Source organism: Arthrobacter glycogeni (genome assembly GCF_054510815.1).
Genome location: NZ_JBTNDV010000002.1, coordinates 74523 through 98023 on the forward strand (window position 1 = coordinate 74523; position 23501 = coordinate 98023).

Here is a 23501-nt window from a genome sequence, read left to right on the forward strand (position 1 = left end):
CAGTCGGTTATGGAAGCACCCCGGTGTTGCCGGGCAAGTGATTGAACACGAGGGTGGTCTCGGTGTGTCCCACGACCGGATCGGTTGTCAAATGATCCAGGACCCAGTCCCTGAGGACATCGGTGCTGGGCACGGCGAGATGCAACAGATAGTCCACCGATCCTGCGACATGGAAGGTGGACACCACCTCGGGCAGATTCGGAACACGCGCCGTGAACCGATCAATCTCTTCGCGGTTGTGGCCCTTGAGCTGTACCGAGACCATCGCCTGCACTGCCCGGCCTACCGCCGCGAAGTCGAGCTGTGCATGGTACCCGCTGATGACGCCTCGCTCCACCAGGGCCCGGGTCCGCAGGAGGGCGGTGGAGGGGGCTACTCCGATCCGTTCGGCAAGTTGCGCGTTGGTCATCCTGGCGTCAGCGACCAGTTCCCTCAAAATCTGCTGGTCGGTTTGATCGAGCACCAGGGCGTCTCTTCCCCGCGCGGCGGGGGCAAGTGACTCGGGTGCGGCGTCTTCGGCCATGGGCAAGCCACTTCCTTGTGAACGACGGCGGTTGACCTCCACCCTAGCGGTCCAGACCAGTCAACAGGAGGCCAACCAGATCGGCTGCCCCGATCGAGGAGGCAGCGCGATACCCGGTGCCCGCCCACAGCGCCATGCCACCGGGATCGCTCATCGCAGCCGCCGCGGCCCGCAGGGGCGCCGTCACGTGGTGCAGCTCGGGGTATCCCAGCGGGGCATCGCGGTGCTCCCTGATGAATCGGTTCTCCAGGCCCCGTGCCGGACGACCACTGAACGCCCGGGTCATCACGGTCCGGGTGAAGGCCGGAGACCCGAGTGCATCCTTATGCGCCTGACGGGCGCCGCTTTCATGCGTGCGCACAAACAGCGTGCCCAACTGCACCGCGGTGGCCCCGGCCGCGAGCACCCGCCGGATATCTGTGCCACCAGTCAATCCGCCCGCAGCTATGAGCGGGACGGTCGCGTGCGGAATGAGGTCGGCCGTCAGGGCTGCGGCGTCGACGGCGGATCCGCCCGCCGCAGCGCCGGCGTCGAACACGGCGCTATGACCCCCTGCCGAGTCATGCTGGATGACGGCGGCGTCCACCGCGTGGTCCTGGGCGATAAGAAGCTCCCGAAGGCGGGTCACTGTCGCGATCACCACCGTGCCACGGTCCTGGAGCGCCCTAATCACCGAGCGGTCCGGAAGGCCGAATGTCAGGCCCACGAAGGGCACCGGCTCGGCCAGCAGTGAGTCGATCTTGGAGTCCCAGGCGTCGTCGTCGTAGCGGGGCTCGGGGAGGGCCACCCCATAGTGGTCCGCGAGCGCGCTCAGGGTGTCCCGGTAGGCCAATAGCTCTTCACTGTTGCTGGCCGGAGGGCCCGGCACGAAGAGATTGACCCCGAACGGTAAGCCGCCGGCCCGGACCGCGGCAATCTCCGAGCGCATGCCGTCCGCCGATTTGTACCCGGCAGCCAGGAAGCCGAGGCCGCCGGCCCGCGCCGCCGCGGTTACCAGTGCCGGGGTGGATGCCCCGCCGGCCATGGGTGCGACGATGATGGGAGAGGGGAACATCAGCGGATCCTTTGCTTAGTTGGCTTGGTCATCGAGCGCCGCCGTGCAGTTGGCAATCAGAAGGTCGAGCTGGCGCCTGAGTCCGGCGTCGTCGACACCATCGTCGACGCCGTCCAGTGTTGCTTCCAAACCATGCCAGGCAGCATCGGTCAGGCGTCGGCCGGGGATCGTCAGTGCGACCACGTTGGCCCGCTGATCCTGGGCGCTAATCGTGACATCCACCAGACCAAGCCGCTTCAGCTGATGGACGCGTTGGGTGACCGAGGCCCGGCTCACGTCGAGCGACCGGGCGATAGCCTGCTGTGGGGAGGGGCCGGCGATGCGGACGGCAAGCAAGACCAGGAAGGGTGCATAGCGGATTCCGTGGTGGGCGGCGAGGTATTCATCCGACACCTTATTCACCAAGATTGTCGCCCGGTGGAGCTTGAAGACTGTCGATTGTCGAAGATCCATACCGTTAAGTAGTTAACTTTTCCGGTGCCAGGTCAAGCCTGGGTTCCGGCTGCCTGGCCGGCTGGCTAGACTAGGCGCCATGACTGCTGCCTGGGACACAAGGGTCGGAGCCTACGGGCTGATCATCAACGACGGCAAGATCCTCCTGGCGCACTGGAACGAATCGGGTGCTACCGGCTGGACGCTCCCCGGGGGCGGACTCGAACTCGGCGAGGATGCGCCCGCCGCGGCGGTCCGGGAGATTTTCGAGGAAACCGGGTACACCGCAGACCTCGATGAACTGCTGGGAATCGACAGCCTGCACATCCCAGCGTCCGAGCGGCTAAGCGATTCCACTCGGCCCCTGCACGCCTTGCGGGTTGTCTATCGGGCGCACACTGTCCAAGGTTTCCTCCGCCACGAGGCCAACGGATCCACCGACCGGGCTGCCTGGGTTGACCTCGCTGAGCTGCCGGACCTTGACCGGGTGGGACTGGTCGACATTGCCCTGGTGATGGGGAATCACCACTAAGGATCAGCAGTGGAGATACTCCAACAGTACGGCTTTACCGGGCGGATCAGCTCTCACTTCACCGGCGGGATCGCCCCACCGTCGTCAGGTGTTGATGCCCAGACTGTCCGTGTTGCGGTGATCCAGAGCGTCTCCGGTAGCCGTAACGAAAGCGGGCGGCGGCGTGCGGCTGGGCGCCAATCACCTCTCCCGCCGCCCGGCTGTGGCATCCTGTGTAAATGGCAGAATTCAAGCAGTCAACCAAGCTCCGAAACGTTCTCTACGACATCAGGGGGCCGCTGCTCGATCACGCCAAGTTCATGGAGGCGGAGGGGCACCGGATCCTGAAACTGAACATCGGCAATCCCGCACCGTTCGGGTTCGAGGCTCCCGAAGCCATTCTGGTGGATATGATCCGCCACCTACCCAAGGCCCAGGGGTACAGTGATTCCCGCGGGATCTTTTCCGCCAGGACCGCTGTGGTGCAGTACTACCAGGGCCGGGGTCTCACCCACATGGGTGTCGACGACGTCTACCTCGGCAACGGGGTCAGCGAGCTGATAACCCTCTCCCTGCAGGCCCTGTTGAACAACGGCGACGAGGTGTTGGTCCCGGCGCCGGACTACCCGCTGTGGACGGCGTCGGTGTCCCTGGCCGGTGGCACTGCCGTGCACTATCTGTGCGATGAGGACAACCATTGGTGGCCCGACCTGGAGGATCTCGCGGCCAAGATCACCAGCCGCACCAAGGGTATTGTGCTCATCAACCCCAATAACCCCACGGGTGCTGTCTATCCCCGATCCATCATTGACGGCATGGTGAACCTGGCCCGCGAGCACGGTCTCATCATCTTCGCCGACGAAATCTACGAGAAGATCCTGTACGACGACGCTGTGCACATCAACGCGGCAACTGTCACCGGGGACGACGTCCTGTGCCTCACTTACAGTGGGCTGTCGAAGGCTTACCGGATCGCTGGATTCCGAAGTGGCTGGATGGCCATCACCGGACCCAAGCACCAGGCAGCTGATTACATCGAGGGAATCAACCTGCTGGCCAATATGAGGTTGTGCGCCAATGTTCCGGCCCAGCACGCGATCCAGACGGCGTTGGGCGGGCACCAGAGTATCAACGATTTGATCCTGCCCGGGGGTCGGCTGAAACAGCAGCGGGACAGGGCCCACGAGCTGTTGAACGAGATTCCGGGGGTGAGCTGCGAACTGGCGCAGGGAGCACTGTACCTGTTCCCCCGTCTCGACCCGGACATGTACCCGATCAAGGACGACGAGCAGTTTGCCCTCGACTTGCTGAAGCAGCAGAAGATCCTGATCTCCCACGGCAGGGCCTTCAACTGGATCAACCCTGACCATTTCCGGATGGTTACCCTGCCCAACGTCGACGACCTTGAGGACGCCATCGGTAGGCTCGCCGAATTCCTCAGCACCTACAAGCCCTAAAGCGCCCCTGGAAGGACACCATGCCGTCTACTTCAGCATTCACCACCAGCCCCACCGAGGCACTGCTCGCTGGGCCGGATGTAGATCTCGCGTCGATCCAGCCCCGGTCGACCCCCGGCTTTTCGGGGGGCAAGAAGATGGGCCAGATCAAGCTGGCCGAGGAACGCGCCCAGCTCTCGGAACTGCAGACGAAACTGTTTGCCGAAAGCAGGTTTGGCAGCGAGATTTCGCTGTTGGTGGTTCTGCAGGCGATGGATACTGCGGGAAAAGGTGGGATCGTCCACCATGTGGTCGGCGCGGTCGATCCACAGGGCGTCAAGCATTACGCGTTTAAGGCACCCACTGCTGCCGAGAAACGCCACGATTTCCTCTGGCGCATCAAGAAGCAACTCCCCAGGGCTGGGATGATCGGTGTCTTCGACCGGTCCCATTACGAGGATGTCCTCATCCAGCGCGTGCGCGGACTCGCCGAGCCAGCGGTGATCGAGGAACGGTACGGCGCCATCCGCGACTTCGAAGCGTCCCTGGTTGCCGCAGGAACCCGCATCATCAAGGTCATGCTCCATATCAGCCCGGAGGAGCAGAAGAAACGGCTGACCGACCGGCTTGAGCGTGAGGACAAGCACTGGAAGTACAACACCGGCGACCTCGACGAGCGCGAACTGTGGGCCGAATACCAGACGGCCTACCAGCTGGCTATCGAACGCACTGCGACCACTGACGCGCCGTGGTATGTAGTCCCAGCGGACCGAAAATGGTACGCCCGCATCGCTGTGCAACAGCTGATCATCGACGCGCTCCAGGACATGCAGCTCAGTTGGCCGCCAGCGGCTTTCGACGTCGAGGCCGAAAGAGCAAGGCTGGCCCAGTCCTGACCGCTCTCTGAGAGGGTCAGCCGGTCTGTTCGGCTTTGTCACGCGCCGCGGCGAGACGCTTTTTGGCGCCCTCCAGCCACGATTCGCAGTGGTCTGCCAGCGCTTCACCGCGTTCCCACAGGGCCAGGGAACGTTCCAGGGTCACGCCGCCGGCTTCGAGTTGGCTGACCACCGAGAGCAGTTGCTCCCGCGCCTGCTCGTAGGACAGCCCGCTGACGTCCTGTTCTGCTGCCTGATCTCCGGTCATGGGTGCGGTGGGCTGGCTCATGGGTTTTCCTTTGGGTGGGTGGACCTGGCGTCGTAAGTGGCAGCGAGCGCCGTGGCGGCGAGTTCCCCGCGTGCCAAGCGGATCTTCAGGAGCGCCCCAGCCGGTGCGTCGGCGGCGTCCCGGGCAATGGAGCCGCCCTCCAACTGGACGACCGCGTACCCGCGGTCGAGGGTGTTTTGGGGCGACAACGACCGGATCTGGGTGCGCAGGTGGTGCACCCGGTCGACGTCGCGGGCGACCGCCGATGTGACGGCGAGGCGCGTACGCCCCCTCAACCGTTCGACGTCGTCCACCCGTACCGACACCATTCCCTCCGGCTGTGACAGCACGGGCCGGGAGCGCAGCTGGGTCAGGCGCTCCGTTTCCCGCGAGATGAGGGTGCCGACGGCCCGCGACAACTGCCCGCGGGACTGCCGGATCCGCTGGAGCTCCTCAGCGACGTCGGGGACTACCCGCTTGGCGGCATCGGTGGGGGTGGACGCCCGGAGGTCAGCCGCCTCATCGATCAAGGGCCGGTCTGCCTCATGCCCGATGGCGCTGACCACGGGGGTACGCGCAGCGGCGACAGCACGAACCATCTCTTCGCTGCTGAACGGCAGCAGGTCCTCCAGCGAGCCGCCGCCACGGGTGATGATGATGACGTCGACCGTGGGCAGGGCGTCCAGTTCGGCCAGAGCCGCTGTCACCTGGCCCACGCAGCCCACTCCCTGCACCGCCACTTCCCGGATCTCGAACTCAACTGCCGGCCAGCGGAGACTGGCATTGCGGAGGACGTCTTTCATGGCGTCGGAATCCCGTCCGGTGATTAATCCGATCCGGTGGGGGAGGAGTGGCAGGGGCTTGCGCAGCCGTGCGGCGAACAATCCCTCGGCGGCGAGGGACTGTCGCAGCCGTTCGATGCGCGCCAGCAGGTCTCCCAGACCCACCTGCCGGACCTGCCAGGCCTGCATGGACAGGCGTCCGGTTTTGAGCCAGAAGTCGGGCTTCAGCTGGGCGACCACCCGAGAACCATGCTCAAGGGGAAGCTCAAGGCGGGAAAGCACGCTGGCTCGGATCGTCAATGGCAGCGAGACCTCGGCATCAACATCACGCAGCGTCACGAAACACATAGTGGATCTGCGGTTCACCTCGATGACCTGACCCTCCACCCAGGCGGCGGGGGCGCGCTCAAGATGGGCCTTCAGCTTCTCGGAGAGGAGGTGAAGTGGCCAGGGGCGCTCAGCGGTCGTTTCGGCAGCAGTGGCCGGAAGCGTGGTGGGCTGGGCCTGGTCCGCTGCGACCGGGTCCTGATCCTGCATGTGCCCACCGGTGGGCGCGTGGCGTGGCTGCGCTGCGCCGTCGTCGTTCATCAGGTGACACTCCCAACTTGTGGTGGGAACACGGCGTCGCGAGCTCGCCGTGTTCCCTTAATGTTTATCAGCTTGCGCCCCCCGCTGGGTCCACACGGGTCCAATGTGGAGGAATAGTCCAGTGGGTGAGGGCATAATCGATACTTCTTTCACAATGAGTCGGGGACTAACTATGCGGACATTTGGTTCAGCGTTCTTTGCGCTGATTGCACTCGTGCTGGCCGGGGTTGCCCTACCGGGCGCCTGGATCGACAGAAATATTGTCGAGGTGGGAGGTTTCGTCGAATTGGCGGGGCCGCTCGGAGCTGATCCTAATTTTCAGGGCCAGCTGACCTCGGCGTTGGCTGCCGAAGCAACAGCGAGTGCTGGCCTTCCTCCAGCAGTTGTAGGAATTGTTGAGCCGCTGATAGCTGATGCAGCAGCTAACGTTGCAGCGCTGCCCGACTATCCCGCAGCGTGGGACGAGACGCTGCGCCTGTCCCACGACCTGAGCTTCCCCACTGATGCCACCCTCTCCACGGGGGTGCAGTCGCCTCAGCCGCTGAGGCTTGACCTCGCGCCGGTGGTTGCACTCGTCATTCAGGAGGTGGGCTCGGGGTTTGGTGTGGAAGTACCAGCGCCGGAACAGACCCTCGTGGAGATCGGGTCGCCGGCGCACCAGGAATCCCTGGGCCAACTGACCGCGGTCGCCGGCCTGTGGCCGATGCTGGCGATCGGGGCAGGGGTGAGTGCCCTGCTCTCGCTGGTACTCGCGCGACGGCGCGGCACTACCCTTGCCCTCCTCGGTCTCGGGACGGTAGCGCTTGGTGGGCTGTATTGGGCTGGCGTCCGGGCGTTGCCTGACATTCTGGATCGGCTGCGGGCGGGAAGCGTAAGCCCCGACGATTCAATTTCCGGGCTTTTTCAGAATGGTCTGGTGGCCAGGTCGATGGCGAACGGGGAGCCGCTCAGTCTGGCCGTGGTCGGCGCCGGGGTGGTACTGCTGGTGATCGGCATCGCCGCACGGCTCGTGGGTGGCGGACTGAGGACGAGGGCAGCTTAGCTCTGAGCGGATCGCCATCGGACGCCTCGGGGTGCACGGCTTCCAGCCGTTAGCATTGGAGGATGACCAGCACAGCAGTTTCAGTGCCCATGCCTTCTGTGCCTCGAAGGCGGCGCTCGCCCGCGGAGATTAACGCAGCGCAGCCCGTCCTCGGTGGGCGTAAGGTTCTGCTCGCCGCTCCCCGCGGCTATTGTGCCGGGGTGGACCGGGCAGTGATTGCCGTCGAGAAGGCGCTGGAGCATTACGGTGCTCCCGTGTACGTGCGCAAGCAGATTGTCCACAACCTTCATGTGGTCACCACGCTGGAGGAAAAAGGAGCAATCTTCGTCGAGGAAAATGACGAAGTACCCGAGGGTGCCCTCGTGGTCTTCTCGGCTCACGGCGTGTCACCGGCAGTTATCCAGTCCGCAGCGGACCGCGGCCTGAGGACCATCGACGCTACCTGCCCACTGGTCACCAAGGTCCACAAGGAAGCAGTCCGGTTCGCGAGGGACGACTTCGACATTCTCCTGATCGGCCACGAAGGCCACGAGGAAGTCGAAGGGACCGCCGGTGAAGCGCCCGAGCACATCCAAATCGTCAACGGTCCCGAGGACGTGGACAAGGTGACGGTGCGTGATCCTGACAGAGTGATCTGGCTGTCGCAAACGACGCTCAGTGTGGATGAAACGATGTTGACGGTCAACCTTCTCAAGGAACGCTTCCCTACCCTGCAGGACCCGCCGAGCGACGATATTTGTTACGCCACGTCCAACCGCCAGGCAGCGATCAAAAAGATCTCTCCAAGTTCCGACCTGGTGATCGTTGTGGGGTCGGCCAACTCATCCAACTCCGTTCGGTTGGTCGAGGTGGCGCTCGAATACGGCGCCAAAGCCTCGTACCGGGTCGATTTCGCCAACGAGGTGGACGAGAGCTGGTTCGAAGGTGTCGCAACGATTGGCGTGACTTCTGGTGCGTCGGTTCCCGAGAACCTGGTCCAGGATGTGCTCCGCCTCCTCGCCGACTACGGGTACGGCGACGTCGAGGAGGTGGTGACGGCGGAGGAAGACATCATTTTTTCCCTGCCCAAGGAAATCCGTGCCGCGTTGAAAGCCATGGGGGACTCCACCAGCGGCGTCGGGGGTAGGGGCCCCCGCCCCCAGAGCTGACAGACGGCTGATTACGACGTCGACCGTCAGCTCAGGCGCTGCGCCGGTCGTCGTCGGAATCCTCGTCTTCCTGGTCAAGCAGCTCGGCCGCGCTGAGCAGCCGGGGGGTTGACTCCACCGGCGGCACGCGCAGCTGGCTTGACTTCTCAGACGGGTGAGCCGAGGCAAGCGACGCGGAGTCGAACTCGTTGATCCGCCGGGCTGTCGGCAAGACCCTGGATTCCAGCGTCCCGACGAACGAGTTGTATTTCTCCACTGAGGTCTTGAGAGAGTTCCCCAGCTTCGTCACGTGCTCCCCCATGGTGCCGAGCCGGTCATAAAGTTGCCGGGACAGCTCGAATAGCTCCTTGGCGTTCTCGGTCAGGACATCCTGGCGCCAGCTGTAGGCCGCACCTTTGAGAATGGTCAGGAGGGACACCGGCGATGCCAGGGCAACGTTGCGGGTGAAGGCGTAGTCGAGGAGCCCCGGGTCGGCGCGCAGGGCCGAGGACAGCACCGACTCCACGGGGATGAAGCACACCACCAGCTCGGGGGTGTTGTCGACGCCCTGCCAGTACCTTTTCCGGGCCAGCGCATCGATGTGGGCCCGCAGGGCCTTGGCGTGTTGCTGCAGCAACGCCTCCCGCCGGTTGAGGGCACCGCTTTCCGCCTGTTCGGGTCCCTCGGGGAGTTCCTGAGCGTCGAGGAAGGCAGCCAACGGCACCTTCGCGTCCACCACCAACTGCTTCCCTCCCGGTAGTTGCACGACCATGTCCGGCCGGGCGGACGTCTCCTTGGCGCCCGTGTTGAGCGTGATGGTGGCCTGCTCAAGAAAATCGACGCGAGGCAGCATCCCGGCCGCCTCGACGACCCGCCGCAACTGCACCTCGCCCCATTGTCCACGTGCACTGTTGCTCCGCAGCGCAGCGGTAAGCGAATGCGTGGTGGACAGAAGCTGCGCGTCGGAGTGCCGTGCCTCGCGTAGCTGCTCGGCAAGCTGTCCGAACTGCTCAACCCGATCGCGTTCCAGTATCCCGACCTGGGATTGCAGATGATTCAGCTTGTCCGCGACCGGAGCAAGGGCGCGCAGCACCGACTGGTCACCAGCTGAGCGATTCGTGAGCTCGCGATTCTGCGTCCCGAGCAGCCGATTCTCTGCTGAGGCGGTGGCCAACGCTGCGCTGGCGCTGCCCAGCCGTTCGCCGACGTCGTCCAGTTCTTCAGTCAGGCGCTGAACTCTCGGCCGTGCAGTCCACGCCATGCCCGCAGCACCAAGAATGCCACCAATGAGAACTGCCAAAATAACCACAACCACAATGAATCCGTCCATGGCACCACCATGTCAGTCCCCACCGACATTTTGGTTGACCGCCGGCGGCGCGGTGGAAGCGGGGGTAAACGGTAGACTCTATTCCCGTGGCTCTTACTATCGGCATCGTCGGACTGCCCAACGTCGGCAAATCAACTCTCTTTAATGCGCTCACTCGCAACAACGTGCTCGCGGCTAACTATCCGTTCGCGACCATTGAACCCAATGTGGGGGTGGTCAGCCTGCCTGATGCCAGGCTGGGGCAGCTGGCCGGGATTTTCGGGTCGCAGCGGATCCTGCCAGCGACTGTTTCGTTTGTGGACATCGCCGGGATCGTCAAGGGTGCGTCGGAGGGGGAGGGGCTGGGCAACCAGTTCCTGGCAAACATCCGCGAGGCTGAGGCCATCGCCCAGGTCATCCGGGTCTTCGACGATCCGGACGTCATCCACGTCGACGGCAAGGTCGATGCCCGCTCCGATATGGAAACCATCAACACGGAACTGATCCTCGCTGACCTCCAGACCCTTGAGAAAGCAATTCCCAGGGTTGAGAAGGAAGTCAAGATCAAGAAGCGCGAACCTGCGCAGCTGGCCGCCATGGTTGCGGCACAGTCGGTGCTCGAACGCGGTGACACCATTTTCGCCTCAGTGGCCAGCGACAAACTGGAAATGGAGCACCTTCGGGAGCTGAGCCTACTCACCGCGAAGCCCTTCATCTACGTCTTCAACGCCGACGACTCGGTGCTGGGCAACGAGAAACGCCAGGCCGAGCTCCGCGACCTTGTTGCCCCCGCTGATTGCATTTTCCTCGACGCCAAGCTTGAATCCGATCTCGTGGAGCTCGACGAGGAGGAAGCCCGCGAAATGCTCGAGATGAATGGGCAGAGCGAATCCGGACTCGATCAGCTGGCGCACGTCGGCTTCCACACCCTGGGACTGCAGACCTATCTGACAGCGGGGCCCAAAGAGACCAGGGCCTGGACCATCACCAAGGGGGCCACCGCACCGGAGGCGGCCGGTGTCATCCACACCGACTTCCAGCGCGGCTTCATCAAAGCCGAGGTGGTCTCCTTCTCCGACCTCGTCGACGCCGGGTCGATGGCCGAGGCCAAGTCCCGAGGCAAGGTCCGGATTGAGGGTAAGGAGTACGTCATGGCCGACGGCGACGTGGTGGAGTTTAGATTTAATGTCTAGTTGATTCCGGTTCACTGTCTAAGCCAAGTGGACTTCCCGACGCTGCAAGCAATGGTGACGCGTGGAGCTCGGGGACAGAATGCAAATCAATCTCGTGGGGGCGAGAGCAATGATGGGCCCGAACGAACGAGGGCGATAGCCGGACCGAAGTGCTTGTTCGTGACTCTCAGGGTGATGGCTGCGCTCAGGTGACCGGTTGCGTCCAAATCGGTCTAGCTGTCGCTAGAGTCATATCATGCGAGATAATTCGATCATGGTGAATCCAGTTCGAGCGCTTCGAGAGGCTGCCGGCCTCAGCCAGGCAGAGCTTGCCCGACGATCCGGGGTTGCTCAGCCGAATGTTGCCGCCTATGAGGCAGGGCGGCGCAGCGTCTAGGTCAAGATGCTTGAGCGCCTCCGGACCGCCGCTGCCTCATGATGCGCTCGCTGCGCGCCGTGCCGACCTTGTGAGCCTCGCGGGCCGGTATGGCTTCGACAATCTCCGTGTCTTCGGCTCGGCGGCGCGCGGCACAGACAGTTACGGCAGCGATCTGGACATCTTGGTCACCCGATCGCCCGGCACCGGGTTGCTTACGGTCGTGGCGTTCGCTGCTGACGCGAGCGAGTTGCTCGGTGTTGAGGTCGATGTGGTGACGGACGGCGTTCTGCGTGCCGATCATGAGATCTCCGCGACGGCTGTCGCGGTATGAATAATTGGGATGACGCAGCGCTGCGGGAGATCATCCGACTGGGTGGCGTCGGCGCGAGTATCGTGGTAAGCGGCGACGAGTGGTATTTCGGGGACCCCGACTACGTTCCGGGCATGGCGGCAGAGTCACTGATCATTAGGATTGGCGAGAATGTGGCTCGTTTGAGCGACGCCACGACCGACCGGCATCCCGAAGTGCCATGGTCATTGATCAAGCGGATGCGGGACCGCCTGGCGCATCACTACGAGGGAACTGACTACGGTGCGGTCTGGGACACGATGGTCGTTGACCTGCCGGTGATTGGCAGATACATCCAGCCGCTCTCAGCAGAGTGAGACCGCGAGGCCCAAGCGTTCTCTGCGATACGCGTTCGCAGCACGACGACGTCCGCGATCCGATGCGTGGCGAGCTGACAAGTCGGCCGGGGAAGCACTCGCTGGACGGCGAGACCGGCGTTCCGAACGAAGACTTGGCGCCGAGACGTTGACGATCAATATAATGGAGGATAATATCCATTATATGAGAACAGAGGCGCCGCTTCTCGCTCCGATCTTCCGGTCGGACGGACAAGCCCGCATGCTCTCCACGTTGTTGCTTACTGGCGACGAACTGAGCGTCACCGATCTGGCCAATCGGGCCAGCCTGGCCTACCCGACCGCGCACCGCGAGGTGGCGCGGCTGGCGGACGCAGGCATCCTGAGCGAGAGATATGTGGGCCGCACGAGGCTCATCCGCGCCAACCACGAGAGCCCGCTGGTGGACCCGTTGCGCAAGATCCTCATGGTCGCGACCGGCCCCGTGGTGATCCTTGCCGAGGAGTTCTCCCGTATCGATGGGATCGAGTCGGCGTTCCTCTATGGCTCTTTCGCCGCGCGGATGCGAGGAGAAACCGGTCCCGCACCGCACGATATCGACGTCATGGTGCTCGGTGAGCCCAACGTGGAAGCGGTGTACGAGGCGTGCGCCCGGACCGAGGCCGCGGTGCACCGTCCCGTGAACCCGACGATCCTCACTCCTGAGGAGTTCGCCGCGCCCTCCGCCTTCCTCGACAACGTGCGCCGCGGCTCGATGGTCGCCGTGATCGGGGAACTGCCGTGGCGCTGAATCCGCTCACCCGCGTCCAGCAGGCTACGGTCCTCGCGTTGGTCGAGGCGCGACGTCTCGACGTCGTGCCCGCGGACTTCGCGCGTGCGGCCGCGTTTCTTCGTCAGGCCGAAGAGCGCCTGAACCAACTGCCGCTGCTCACCAGTGTCGTCGTCAGATACGGCATTGCCTACGACGCCTGTCACGACACGGGCGAGGCATTGCTTGCGGCCTACGGCTTCCGGACCATCAATGGGCCCGGCCAGCACGAGGCGCTCGGCCGATATTTGCGCGCGGTTCTAGACACACCTCCGGCGGACAGGGCGGCACGAGAGTTCGACCGTCTGCGACGTGCTCGCAACCAAGACCGCTACGAGGCGAAGCCGGTCGGTGCCGCGGCGACGGGGAAGGCCGAGCAGGTCGCTCGAACGCTGTTCGACGCCGCCCTCACCAGAGGGATCTCGTCGTGACCTGGCAGTCCGCAAAGATCCTTGGAGTGAAGGCCGTGCAAGACCCTATTGCTCTTGGGTGACGCGTTGATAGGCCCGTTCGTGCGGGTCCTCGCACCCTGCTAAGTGCCGCATACAATTTGGGACACGAATGGGGTGCACCGGGGGCATGGCACTTCACTGGCCCCGGAAGTCCTTGGACGGCTAGTTATACCAACCTCTCAGGTCAATACAGCTAGGCGTCGAGGTCGATGTGGTGACGGACGGCGTTCTGCGTGCCGATCATGAGATCTCCGCGACGGCTGTCGCGGTATGAATAATTGGGATGACGCAGCGCTGCGGGAGATCATCCGACTGGGTGGCGTCGGCGCGAGTATCGTGGCACGCGGCGACGAGTGGTACCTCGGGGACCCCGACAACGTTCCGGGCATGGCGGCAGAGTCACTGATCATTAAGATTGGCGAGAATGTGGCTCGTTTGAGCGACGCCACGACCGACCGGCATCCCGAAGTGCCATGGTCATTGATCAAGCGGATGCGGGACCGCCTGGCGCATCACTACGAGGGAACTGACTACGGCGCGGTCTGCGACACGATGATCGTCGATCTACCGGTGATTGGCAGATATATCCAGTCGCTGTCAGCAGAGTGAGACCGCGAGTCGGGGGGAGAGGTTGCGCCGGCTCAGCATCCGTCTTGACTGTGGAAATCCCGGAAATCATTGATGAGTTCCGCGACGCCGCCGGTGCCGCAGTTGGTGGTTATAAGCGCCGTATACAGTCCCGCCGACACCAGAATGCCAATAGCAATGACGAGCAGTGGGATCAGTTTTATGAGCTTCTTGTTCAACAGGTCTCTCTCTTCCGGGCGAGTCCTTGGCGTAGGAACACGCTTCAACGTCTGGGCAAGCGTTCTACCGTAGCCTAGAGGAGCCGCTGTCTGCCGGTGTTCGCGTCCATGCCGGAGGGAAGAATGAAACGAGTGCGCCCGCGTCTGTTGCGGATCGGCGTCGTGACCGTAGTGGCCCTGCTGGGAATCAGCGGCATCGCTTCCTGTTCCGTCCAGGACTCGTCGGGGGAGACGAGTTCCGGCGATCCCGCCACCACTCCAGCCAGCATCAACGGTTACCGCAGCGTTGGCTACTTCCCCCAGTGGGGAGTCTATGGGCGTCAGTACTCTATGAAGACTCTTCAGGATTCGGGCGCTGCTCGAAACCTGAGCCACATCAACTACGCCTTCGGCAACATCCACCACGAGACGCTGACGTGTTTCGAGGCGAACCAGGCCCAGGGAAGTGGTCCGGACGGCTCCGACGGCGCTTCCGACGCCTGGGCTGACTACGGCATGGCCTACGACGCCGCCGGCTCCATCGCCGGCATCGCCGACACAGCGGAGCAGCCGCTGGCCGGATCCTTCAACCAGCTCCGGCAGCTGAAGGCAGCCAACCCGGGGCTGCGAGCGGTGATCTCCATCGGCGGGTGGACCTGGTCGAAGAACTTTTCCCGCGCCGCGGCAACCGACGAATCCCGCAAGGCGCTCGTCGCGTCCTGCATCGACCTGTATATCAAGGGAAACCTTCCGGTGATCGAGGGCAGGGGAGGGGACGGGGCTGCGGCCGGTATCTTCGACGGCATCGACATCGATTGGGAGTGGCCGGGTACCGACAAAGGGCTTGAGGGAAACGGTGTGGACGCCGAGAACGACGCCGAGAACTTCCGTCTCCTGCTGCAGGAGTTCCGGGAGCAACTCGACACCCACGGCGCCAGCACCGGAGCCTCCTACTCTCTGAGCGCCTTCCTTCCCGCAAATCCGGTGGTCATCGAAGCCGGCGGCTGGAACGACCCCGCACTGTTTGAGTACCTCGACTTCGGAAACATCCAGGGCTACGACTTGTGGGGAACGTGGGAGCCGGGCCTCACCGGCCACCAGGGCAACCTCTTCGGCGACCCGGAAGATCCACGCGAGGAGGGCGAAAGTTTCTCGGTCGACCGGACTGTGAGTGCCTATCTCGATGCCGGAATCGATCCCGCACAGCTTGGGCTTGGTCTCGCGGCCTTCGGCAGGGGCTGGCTGGGTGCTACCTCAGCGGAGCCGTGGAGTAGAGCCTCGGGACCCGCGCCGGGTGGTGAAGAGCCAGGCCTCGAGGACTACGACGAATTGCTCGAGGTCGGCGAGGAGTTTACTGATCCGACCCTTGGGGTGGCCTGGCGGTTCGACGGCGATCAGTGGTGGAGCTACGACAACCCCGAAACCGTGCGCCTGAAGAGCGACTACATTGTGGAAAAGGGGCTCGGTGGCGGAATGTGGTGGGACCTCGCCGGGAACCTGGACGGCTCCCTCTTCGCCGTGTTGTCCGATCAGCTGCGCGATACCCCCGAAGGCCCGGCCCGCGACCGGGTGATGACTGAGCCCGCGATCCAGCCACCGAGCACCGCGACGAAGGCACCAGGCGGAACAGCTACGGAATCCGGCATGACGGCGCCGGAAGCAACGGCGTCAACCGCTCCGACTGCCGCACCCTCTCTATCGGCCGAGGAGGCTGCTGCCGCAGAACCCGTCGTATGGCGCAAAGACGAGGTCTACACCGACGGACGTCGTGTGACCTTCGAAGGCAAGGTGTACCGGACGCAGTGGTGGACCAGAGGTGACATTCCTGGCGCTGAGCAGTGGGGCCCTATGGACGCCGGCGAACGGTTAACCGCCGGCAGAGTGGCTGGGCCGTGCCGAGGAGGCCAAACAGCACGGCGTCTTTGGGGCTGGGAGAAGCCTGTGCGGAAGCTGGAAATGAATTTGGTTGCATCTCGGTAACAACACGGTTGCGATGGGCTCCACGTCCCCTGCCTGTAACAATTAGCCCCTAGGCTTCTACACATGTGAGGCACGCCACTCTACGAAGGTTGGCGTGCCAGCTCTCTGTAAACCACATTGGGCTCTTTCCTAGAACATGAAATAGGAGGCGGAATGCGTTTCGGACGTACTTCCAAAGCTGTGGGAGTCGCGGCAATTGCTGCGCTCGCACTCAGCGCCTGCGCCAGCACTGACAGTGGCGACGGCAATACTGACCCAGATGCGAGCGGCGATGCAGGCGCCTCTGGTGGAATCGTCAGCGTAGCCGAGGTGAACCCCTTTACCTCGTTTAACTCCGACAGTGCCACTGGCAACGTAGACATCAACGGCAAGGTCAGCTACCTCACCAAGTCGGGTTTCTACTACATCGATGACCAGCTCGAAGTGATCCGGAACGAGGACTTCGGAACGTACGAGATTGTTTCCGAAGATCCCTTGACGGTCACCTATACGGTTAACGAAGGTGTTGCCTGGTCTGACGGTGAGCCCATCAATGGTGGCGATTTGATGCTCTCCTGGGCCATCAGTTCCGGGTACTTTGACGATGAAGCACCGGTTGAAGGGGGCGAGGAAGACGAAACCACCGGTACCACGTACTTCTCGGCGGCTAGTACTGCCGGACTCGATCTTTCACTCCTCCCCGAGCTGAGTGAAGACGGTATGTCCATCACCATCGAATACACGGAGCCCTACGCCGACTGGGAGATTGCCTATGGCATTCTGGATACCCCAGCCCACGTCGTGGCAACCCAGGCTGGCCTGGCCGACGAAGCCGCACTGATCGAACTAATCCAGAGCACTCCGGAAGGCGATCCCGAGGATCCCCAGGATCGCCCCGAAATCCAGGCTGTGGCCGACATCTGGAACACCGGATTCGACACCACAACGCTTCCTGACGATCCTGCGATGTACTTGTCCAGCGGACCCTACATTGTTGACTCAATGACTCCCGACCAGTCGATGACCCTCGTCAAGAACGAAGATTACGCCTGGGGCCCTGAAACCCAGCTCGATGAGATCACGATCCGATACATCGGTGACGCCACGGCACAGGTCCAGGGTCTGCAGAATGGTGACGTCGACGTCATCCAGCCGCAGGCGTCGGCCGACACCCTGACCTCGCTTGAGGCCATCGAGGGAATCAATATATTCGAAGGCGACGAGCTCTCGTTCGATCACCTCGACCTTAACTACTCCGGGGTCTTCGCCGACGAGAACGTCCGCAAGGCGTTCATGAAGACGATCCCACGTGACGCGATTATCGAATCGACCATCGCCGCGCTCGACCCAGAGGCCGACCACCGGAATTCGAACATCTTCGACGTCGGCACCCCTGGCTACGAGGCGGCAGTCCCAGAAAACGGCTCCGCTGAGTACGACGAGGTTGACGTTGAAGGAGCCATGGAACTGCTCGACGGCGCCACCCCAGAAGTACGCATCATGTACAACACCGAGAACCCGAACCGCGTTGATGCCTACACCCTGATCGCCGAGAGCGCCACGCAGGCTGGTTTCAAGGTCATTGATGGTGGACTTCCCGGCAACGAGTGGGGTTCAGCTCTAGGTACCGGAACCTACGATGCAACGATCTTCGGCTGGGTGAGCACCGGGGTCGGAGTAACCGGCGTCCCCCAGTTGTATGGTTGTGACTCCGCTTCCAACTTCAACGGCTTCTGCGATGAAGAGGCGCAGGCCGCCATGGACGAGTTGATCATCACCACCGACGAAGCTGAACAGCAGGAGCTTCAGACCATCGTTGACACCCGCTTATTCGAGACCGGCTACGGCCTGCCGTTATTCCAGTCCATCGGCATCAGCGCAGCATCAGACACCATCGAGGGCCCGGGCTTCAGCCCGACTCAAGAGGGCATCTGGTGGAACTTCTGGGAATGGACCGTCGCTGAGTAACTCAGGACTACCTACGACCTAATGCGCCAGCCACGAAAGCGCTGGGGCCGGAATATTGGCTCCAGCGCTTTCTGGCGCCCAGACAATCTCTGATTCGCACCCCAGAATAAAGCGATTGGGATCTCCCAAATATCCGCTGGCTGTTAGGTGCATTACACTTTTGCCACAACGCCGGGTGATCCCCGGAACCGTAACATTGAGGTTATAAAACTATGGTGACCTACATCGTCCGGCGCTTGATTGCCGCCGTGCTCATCCTGTTGGGCGCTTCCTTTATCGTGTACCTGCTCACGGCAGTCTCGGGCGATCCCCTGGCTGATCTGCGTGAAAGCAACGTCCCAAACAAGGAAACACTCATTCAACTGCGGACAGACCTCCTCAGCCTGGATGTCCCCGCCCCTATCCGGTACTTCGAGTGGCTGGGTGGAGCCGCGAGCTGCCTTATCCCCTTTGCTGCAACCTGCGACCTCGGCAGCAGTATCGCTGGCATTGAAGTGACCCAACTTCTCAGCCAGGCCATGGGTCAAACCATCCTGTTGGTCACCGGCGCAACAGTCCTGGCCATCCTGATCGGCATCTCGCTAGGCATCATCACCGCCCTGCGCCAGTACAGCGGGCTCGACTACGGTGTGACTTTCATGGCGTTCCTCTTCTTCTCCCTCCCCATCTTCTGGGTAGCCGTGCTGCTGAAGGAGTACGGGGCCATCGGCTTCAACACCTTCCTTGCGGATCCCAGCATCCCGTTGACCGCGATCATCATCACCAGTTTGATCAGTGCCTTCATCTGGTACCTGATAGCCCGGGGAACCCTAAAAAATCGACTCACCGCGGCGGCGGCAGGGTTTGGTTTCGCAGCGGCGATACTGTTCTTCCTCGACCTCACTGGTTGGTTCCTGGAACCCGGCTTCGGACCTGTGGTCATTGTCATCGCGGGCGTCGGAATCGCCTATGGGGTCACACTGCTGACTGCCGGATTGAAGAATCGAAAGGCTCTTTACTCGGCGCTGATCACCGTGGGTATCGGCCTGATCGCCTATTTCGCCGTGCAGCCGCTGCTAGACCTTGCGACGCCGCTGATGATCGTCCTGCTCGCCGTCGCAACAGTGCTGGTCGGCGTTGCTGTGGGCTACTTCATGGGCGGCTACGACCGCAGGCAGAGCATGACCGCGGGCGGACTGACCGCGTTTCTTATGGGATTCACCATCCTGCTCGACCGGTTCATGCAGTCCTGGCCCCTGTACTCAGACAACAACAGGATCCGTGGCAGGCCAATTGCCACCCTCGGTTCGTCAACTCCCAACCTTGATGGCGATTTCTGGATCATGGGGATCGACACGTTTACCCACCTCCTGCTGCCGACAATCGCGCTGATGCTCATCTCGCTGGCGGGCTATAGCCGCTACTCGCGATCGTCCATGCTCGAGATCATGAACCAGGACTACATCCGTACGGCTCGCGCCAAGGGTCTGGGGGAGCGGACCGTGGTCATGCGCCATGCCTTCCGGAACGCACTGATCCCCTTGGCTACCCTCGTCGCCTTCGACATCGGGGGACTGATTGGCGGCGCGATCATCACCGAGCAGGTCTTTGCCTTCAGCGGCATGGGACAACTATTTGTCGGCGCGCTCCGTAGCGTCGATCCGAATCCCATCATGGGAGTCTTCCTGATTACCGGCATGCTGGCCCTGGTCTTCAACCTCGTTGCGGACCTGGCCTACTCGGTACTCGACCCACGAGTGAGGGTGAAAGCATGAGCACCGCAGCAGAAGTAAGGCCAGAGAAATCCAAAGACGGGTCAGTCGGCCTCAGCCAGGGGCAGATCGTCCGGAAGCGTTTCTTCGGGAACACGGCCGCCGTCGTCAGCATGGTCATTTTCGTGCTCGTCGTCATCCTGGCGTTCAGTTCGATCGGCTATGCCGGAATTCCGGGTTGGTGGAAGTGGAGTTATACGGACACCCCGCCGTTGGCGACGCCGACCGGGTCGCCCACCTGGGTGTTGCCGTTCGACTTCGGGGATCATCCCTTCGGCCAGGACCGTGTCGGTCGTGACCTCTTTGCTATGACCATGCGAGGCACTCAGCTCTCCCTGCTGATTATGTTCATCATCGGTATCCTCGGCGGTATCCTCGGCGTCATCATCGGCGGAGTGTCAGGGTACTTTCGCGGCTGGGTTGAAGCAGTCCTGATGCGCTTCACTGACGTCATCATTGTCATCCCCCTGATCATCCTGGCCGCTGTGCTGGGTAGCGTCGGCAACAACCTCACCGGCAGCGGCACGTTCCTGCGGAATGTGCTGGGGGGCAGCGCCGGGGTGATCCTGCTGGGCGTCTTCGTCGGGCTGATCATCTGGACCGGTCTCGCCCGCCTGGTGCGCGGCGAGTTTCTGTCCCTGCGTGAACGTGAATTCGTTGACGCTGCCCGGATCGCCGGAGCATCGGATACCCGGATCATCTTCAAGCACATCCTGCCCAACGCTGTAGGAGTGATCATTGTCAACACCACCCTGGTGATGGCGTCAGCGATCCTGCTGGAATCCGCTCTCTCCTTCCTCGGGCTCGGTGTCAGGGCGCCCGACATCTCGCTGGGCAGTCTGATCAGCGACAACCAGCAGGCGTTCAATACCCGGCCGTGGCTGTTCTGGTGGCCGGGACTGTTTATCATCCTCATCTGTCTTTCGATCAACTTCATCGGCGACGGCCTTCGGGATGCGTTTGACCCCCGCCAGAAGAAGTTCAACGCCAAGAAGGCAGTGCACTCCGGCGACATCTCCGACCCCAACCGCCCCGAGGCCTAGAGTGCCGGGACGCAGGGTCGAACCGGTGAGCGCGGAGCCACGGCGCCGCACTCACCGGCTAGACCACGGAGAAGGCGATCACATTCGCCGCGACCAGGACAACTGCGCAGCCGATGGCGAGCCAGTGAAAACGTGTGGAGACCGCGGTGGTTTCGGTAGCGTCAACATCCAGCAGGTTGTCCTCAATCAGCGAGGCCCAGTGGGTTCGCACCAGAAATGCTGCGGCGCCGGAATCGGTGTTCTTCAGATCTCCGGGCCGGATGGACTGGGCAGGACCATAGCTGGATTCGGGGAGGCCCTGGACATGCTCAGGTTTGCCGCGGTGAGTGCCCCACACGCCGGGCGCGGGCGCGGCCCAGGCCGTGTGGCTACCGCGAACGGTGACCAACGTCAGGGCGAACTTTGTGTCGACGTGAATCAACGCCGTCCACGGCACGGAAACGGATCGGAGCGGGTTGTTGAGGGTGACGGCGTCGTCGTCGATCACCACCGAGGGGTACCAAAACAGCAGCCAGCCGAAGTAGGCCAGGGCCAGCAACGGCCAGGCAGAGAGAAGACCCTCAACACCGTCGCCAACCACAGACAAAACAATGCCAATCGCGGCAAGTACCCAGGTCAGTCCCGCAAACCACTTGCCAAACCGCGGCGTGAAAACGACTGGGTTGGCTGCATTGCTCGGGCTACTCATACCCATATAGTTTCAGGATCCCTTGCCAGTTCACTAATCACCACAATGTGGCAGGCCACGGGCGGAAGGAAAGCAGAATCATGACCAACGGCGTCATCGAGAATTCGGATTCAGGGCGGACACCACGGAGCGACGTTCCTGTGCTCCAAGTCAAGGGCTTGGGCGTTGACTATGGCGTCGACAAGGTCTGGGTGCCAGCGGCCATTGACCTCAACTATGAGGTCAGGGCCGGCGAGGTCCTTGCCATCGTGGGCGAATCCGGCTCCGGCAAGAGCGCCAGTTCCATGTCGCTCCTGGGGCTGCTGCCCGAAAACAGCCGCACGACCGGCAGCGTCAAGCTCAACGGCAAGGAAATCCTCGGCCTGACCGGAAGCAAGCTGCGCCAGATCCGTGGCCGGGATGTTGCGGTCATTTTCCAGGAACCGATGACGGCGATGAACCCGGTCTACACCATTGGGTTCCAGATCGTCGAAACGATCCGCCTGCACAACGAAATTTCGCCACAGGAAGCCAAAGAGCGGGCGTTGAAACTCTTGGACATGGTCGAACTCCCGGACCCGGACAAGGCCTTCAAGTCCTACCCACATCAGCTCTCCGGCGGACAGCGACAGCGCGCGATGATCGCCCAGTCGCTTTCCTGCGATCCAAAGTTACTGATCGCAGACGAACCGACGACGGCGCTTGACGTGACGGTGCAGGCCGAGATTCTTGACCTGATGCGGAACCTGCGCAGCAAACTCAACAGCGCGATCGTGCTGATCACCCACGATATGGGAGTGGTCGCCGACCTCGCCGACCACATCGTGGTGATGAGCAAGGGCAGAATCGTTGAGGCGGGGACGGCCGAGCAGATCTTCCACCACCCCCAGCACGAGTACACCCGGAAACTGCTCGCAGCGGTACCCCATCTGGGTCAGGGTGGTGACGACGCCGAAGAGGTGGACATCACCGCGGCGCTGGCCGCCGCTACACAGACCGAGCTCCGGGCGGTCAACCACGACGAGCTCATGCGGCGCGAGCGCAGTAACCAGGCGAAGCTGGAGGAGGCTGAACGTGCTGCTGATACCAGCCGGGGCGCGGCGGTCCTGCAGCTCACCGATGTTGCCATCGAGTACCCGAAGCAGGGCCGGGTGCCGGCTTTCCGCGCAGTTGAAGGGGCGAACCTCGCCATTTATCCCGGTGAGATCCTCGGGTTGGTTGGTGAATCCGGCTCGGGCAAGACGACGATCGGCCGCGCCGCCGTGGGTCTGCTGCCGGTTGCCGAAGGATCCCTGACCGTGACCGGCAAGGAAATCTCGAATGCCACCCGCAAGGAGCTCTTTGAGCTGCGCCGGAACGTGGGAATGGTTTTCCAGGACCCGTCCTCATCACTGAACCCCCGGCTGCCCCTGGGCGAAAGCATTGGCGAGCCGATGTTCCTCGCGAAGGTTGCGAAGGGAGCCGATCTGCAGAAGCGCATCGAGACGCTCCTGGACCAGGTCGAACTCCCGCGTGCCTACCGCAACCGGTACCCGCACGAGCTCTCGGGCGGCCAGAAACAGCGCGTCGGTATCGCCCGGGCGCTGTCCCTGAAGCCCAAACTCCTGGTGGCCGATGAGCCGACCTCGGCTCTCGACGTATCAGTCCAGGCCACGGTGCTGGAACTGCTGAAAAATCTGCAGCTGGAACTCGGATTCGCCTGCCTGTTCGTCACCCATGACCTCGCCGTCGTCGACCTCATGTCCGACAGGATCTGTGTCATGCGCCGCGGCAAAATCGTGGAGCAGGGCACCAGGGATCAGATCCTCCGCCGACCGCAGGATCCCTACACCCAACGGCTGCTCGCAGCCGTCCCACTACCCAACCCTGAGAAGCAGCGGGAGCGCCGCGAGCTACGGGCGAAACTGCTCGCGTCAGCAGAGTAG

General features: G+C 62.7%; 25 protein-coding genes. 17 read left to right on the plus strand and 8 right to left on the minus strand.

Annotation, left to right across the window (positions count from 1 at the left end; all coding sequences use genetic code 11):
• Positions 1-7: 7 nt before the first annotated feature.
• Genes ACX80G_RS02535 through ACX80G_RS02545 form a run of 3 tightly spaced genes read right to left on the minus strand, consistent with a single transcriptional unit; the run spans position 8 to position 2030 of the window.
• Positions 8-523 carry an Lrp/AsnC family transcriptional regulator gene (locus ACX80G_RS02535; protein ID WP_459305710.1) on the minus strand — a complete coding sequence of 172 codons (516 nt, stop codon included), beginning with the start codon at positions 521-523 and terminating at the stop codon, positions 8-10.
• Between the two features lie 43 nt (positions 524-566).
• Positions 567-1577, minus strand: coding sequence for a nitronate monooxygenase (locus ACX80G_RS02540; RefSeq protein ID WP_459305417.1), 1011 nt, complete (start codon positions 1575-1577; stop codon positions 567-569).
• Between the two features lie 15 nt (positions 1578-1592).
• Positions 1593-2030: a MarR family winged helix-turn-helix transcriptional regulator gene (locus ACX80G_RS02545; protein ID WP_459305418.1), complete on the minus strand. Its 438-nt coding sequence runs from the start codon at positions 2028-2030 to the stop codon at positions 1593-1595.
• Between the two features lie 79 nt (positions 2031-2109).
• Here ACX80G_RS02545 and ACX80G_RS02550 point away from each other — a divergent pair, with 79 nt between their 5' ends.
• The 3 genes from ACX80G_RS02550 to ACX80G_RS02560 all read left to right on the plus strand — a co-directional run bounded on the left by ACX80G_RS02550 (position 2110) and on the right by ACX80G_RS02560 (position 4852).
• Entirely contained in the window at positions 2110-2541 is a 432-nt protein-coding gene (locus tag ACX80G_RS02550) for an NUDIX hydrolase (RefSeq protein ID WP_459305419.1), read from the plus strand.
• A gap of 218 nt (positions 2542-2759) precedes the next feature.
• A complete protein-coding gene (locus ACX80G_RS02555; RefSeq protein ID WP_459305420.1) occupies positions 2760-3977 on the plus strand; it encodes a pyridoxal phosphate-dependent aminotransferase in 1218 nt (405 codons plus the stop codon).
• A 20-nt stretch (positions 3978-3997) separates the two neighbouring features.
• The gene (locus ACX80G_RS02560; RefSeq protein WP_459305421.1) at positions 3998-4852 is read left to right on the plus strand and encodes a PPK2 family polyphosphate kinase; all 855 of its coding nucleotides are present in this window, start codon (positions 3998-4000) and stop codon (positions 4850-4852) included.
• A gap of 16 nt (positions 4853-4868) precedes the next feature.
• Here ACX80G_RS02560 and ACX80G_RS02565 read toward each other — a convergent pair whose 3' ends face one another.
• Both ACX80G_RS02565 and xseA read right to left on the minus strand, forming a co-directional pair.
• Entirely contained in the window at positions 4869-5120 is a 252-nt protein-coding gene (locus ACX80G_RS02565; RefSeq protein ID WP_459305422.1) for an exodeoxyribonuclease VII small subunit, read from the minus strand.
• Positions 5117-6418, minus strand: a complete 1302-nt coding sequence (gene xseA, locus ACX80G_RS02570; RefSeq protein ID WP_459305712.1) for an exodeoxyribonuclease VII large subunit — start codon at positions 6416-6418, stop codon at positions 5117-5119. The genes ACX80G_RS02565 and xseA overlap by 4 nt, the downstream gene beginning before the upstream one ends.
• 223 nt (positions 6419-6641) lie before the next feature.
• On the opposite strand from xseA, the gene ACX80G_RS02575 reads away from it, so the two are divergent.
• A complete protein-coding gene (locus ACX80G_RS02575) occupies positions 6642-7511 on the plus strand; it encodes a hypothetical protein (RefSeq protein ID WP_459305423.1) in 870 nt (289 codons plus the stop codon).
• A 62-nt stretch (positions 7512-7573) separates the two neighbouring features.
• The gene (locus ACX80G_RS02580; RefSeq protein WP_459305424.1) at positions 7574-8659 is read left to right on the plus strand and encodes a 4-hydroxy-3-methylbut-2-enyl diphosphate reductase; all 1086 of its coding nucleotides are present in this window, start codon (positions 7574-7576) and stop codon (positions 8657-8659) included.
• A gap of 31 nt (positions 8660-8690) precedes the next feature.
• Here ACX80G_RS02580 and ACX80G_RS02585 read toward each other — a convergent pair whose 3' ends face one another.
• Positions 8691-9968 carry a DNA recombination protein RmuC gene (locus ACX80G_RS02585; RefSeq protein ID WP_459305425.1) on the minus strand — a complete coding sequence of 426 codons (1278 nt, stop codon included), beginning with the start codon at positions 9966-9968 and terminating at the stop codon, positions 8691-8693.
• Positions 9969-10054: 86 nt separating this feature from the next.
• On the opposite strand from ACX80G_RS02585, the gene ychF reads away from it, so the two are divergent.
• From ychF to ACX80G_RS02620, 7 genes are all read left to right on the plus strand, one after another.
• On the plus strand, positions 10055-11140 hold the full coding sequence (ychF, locus tag ACX80G_RS02590; protein WP_459305426.1) for a redox-regulated ATPase YchF: 1086 nt from the start codon (positions 10055-10057) through the stop codon (positions 11138-11140).
• A 235-nt stretch (positions 11141-11375) separates the two neighbouring features.
• Entirely contained in the window at positions 11376-11516 is a 141-nt protein-coding gene (relB, locus tag ACX80G_RS02595; RefSeq protein ID WP_459305427.1) for a type II toxin-antitoxin system RelB family anti-toxin, read from the plus strand.
• Between the two features lie 10 nt (positions 11517-11526).
• Positions 11527-11829, plus strand: a complete 303-nt coding sequence (locus ACX80G_RS02600; protein WP_459305428.1) for a nucleotidyltransferase family protein — start codon at positions 11527-11529, stop codon at positions 11827-11829.
• A complete protein-coding gene (locus ACX80G_RS02605) occupies positions 11826-12164 on the plus strand; it encodes a HepT-like ribonuclease domain-containing protein (RefSeq protein ID WP_459305429.1) in 339 nt (112 codons plus the stop codon). Before ACX80G_RS02600 ends, ACX80G_RS02605 begins: the two co-directional genes overlap by 4 nt.
• Before the next feature lie 184 nt (positions 12165-12348).
• On the plus strand, positions 12349-12933 hold the full coding sequence (locus ACX80G_RS02610) for a nucleotidyltransferase domain-containing protein (RefSeq protein ID WP_459305430.1): 585 nt from the start codon (positions 12349-12351) through the stop codon (positions 12931-12933).
• Positions 12924-13382: a hypothetical protein gene (locus ACX80G_RS02615; protein ID WP_459305431.1), complete on the plus strand. Its 459-nt coding sequence runs from the start codon at positions 12924-12926 to the stop codon at positions 13380-13382. The genes ACX80G_RS02610 and ACX80G_RS02615 overlap by 10 nt, the downstream gene beginning before the upstream one ends.
• Before the next feature lie 291 nt (positions 13383-13673).
• Positions 13674-14012, plus strand: a complete 339-nt coding sequence (locus tag ACX80G_RS02620) for a HepT-like ribonuclease domain-containing protein (protein WP_459305432.1) — start codon at positions 13674-13676, stop codon at positions 14010-14012.
• Between the two features lie 32 nt (positions 14013-14044).
• Here ACX80G_RS02620 and ACX80G_RS02625 read toward each other — a convergent pair whose 3' ends face one another.
• The gene (locus tag ACX80G_RS02625) at positions 14045-14209 is read right to left on the minus strand and encodes a hypothetical protein (protein WP_459305433.1); all 165 of its coding nucleotides are present in this window, start codon (positions 14207-14209) and stop codon (positions 14045-14047) included.
• 132 nt (positions 14210-14341) lie between these two features.
• Between ACX80G_RS02625 and ACX80G_RS02630 the strand changes: the two genes are divergently transcribed.
• From ACX80G_RS02630 to ACX80G_RS02645, 4 genes are all read left to right on the plus strand, one after another.
• On the plus strand, positions 14342-16168 hold the full coding sequence (locus ACX80G_RS02630; RefSeq protein WP_459305434.1) for a glycosyl hydrolase family 18 protein: 1827 nt from the start codon (positions 14342-14344) through the stop codon (positions 16166-16168).
• A gap of 153 nt (positions 16169-16321) precedes the next feature.
• A complete protein-coding gene (locus ACX80G_RS02635) occupies positions 16322-18115 on the plus strand; it encodes an ABC transporter family substrate-binding protein (protein ID WP_459305435.1) in 1794 nt (597 codons plus the stop codon).
• Between the two features lie 212 nt (positions 18116-18327).
• On the plus strand, positions 18328-19869 hold the full coding sequence (locus tag ACX80G_RS02640) for an ABC transporter permease (protein ID WP_459305436.1): 1542 nt from the start codon (positions 18328-18330) through the stop codon (positions 19867-19869).
• Positions 19866-20909: an ABC transporter permease gene (locus tag ACX80G_RS02645; RefSeq protein ID WP_459305437.1), complete on the plus strand. Its 1044-nt coding sequence runs from the start codon at positions 19866-19868 to the stop codon at positions 20907-20909. Before ACX80G_RS02640 ends, ACX80G_RS02645 begins: the two co-directional genes overlap by 4 nt.
• 58 nt (positions 20910-20967) lie before the next feature.
• Here the strand turns inward: ACX80G_RS02645 and ACX80G_RS02650 are convergent, their stop codons facing one another.
• Positions 20968-21597: a PH domain-containing protein gene (locus ACX80G_RS02650; protein WP_459305438.1), complete on the minus strand. Its 630-nt coding sequence runs from the start codon at positions 21595-21597 to the stop codon at positions 20968-20970.
• Between the two features lie 80 nt (positions 21598-21677).
• On the opposite strand from ACX80G_RS02650, the gene ACX80G_RS02655 reads away from it, so the two are divergent.
• Positions 21678-23501: an ABC transporter ATP-binding protein gene (locus ACX80G_RS02655; RefSeq protein ID WP_459305439.1), complete on the plus strand. Its 1824-nt coding sequence runs from the start codon at positions 21678-21680 to the stop codon at positions 23499-23501.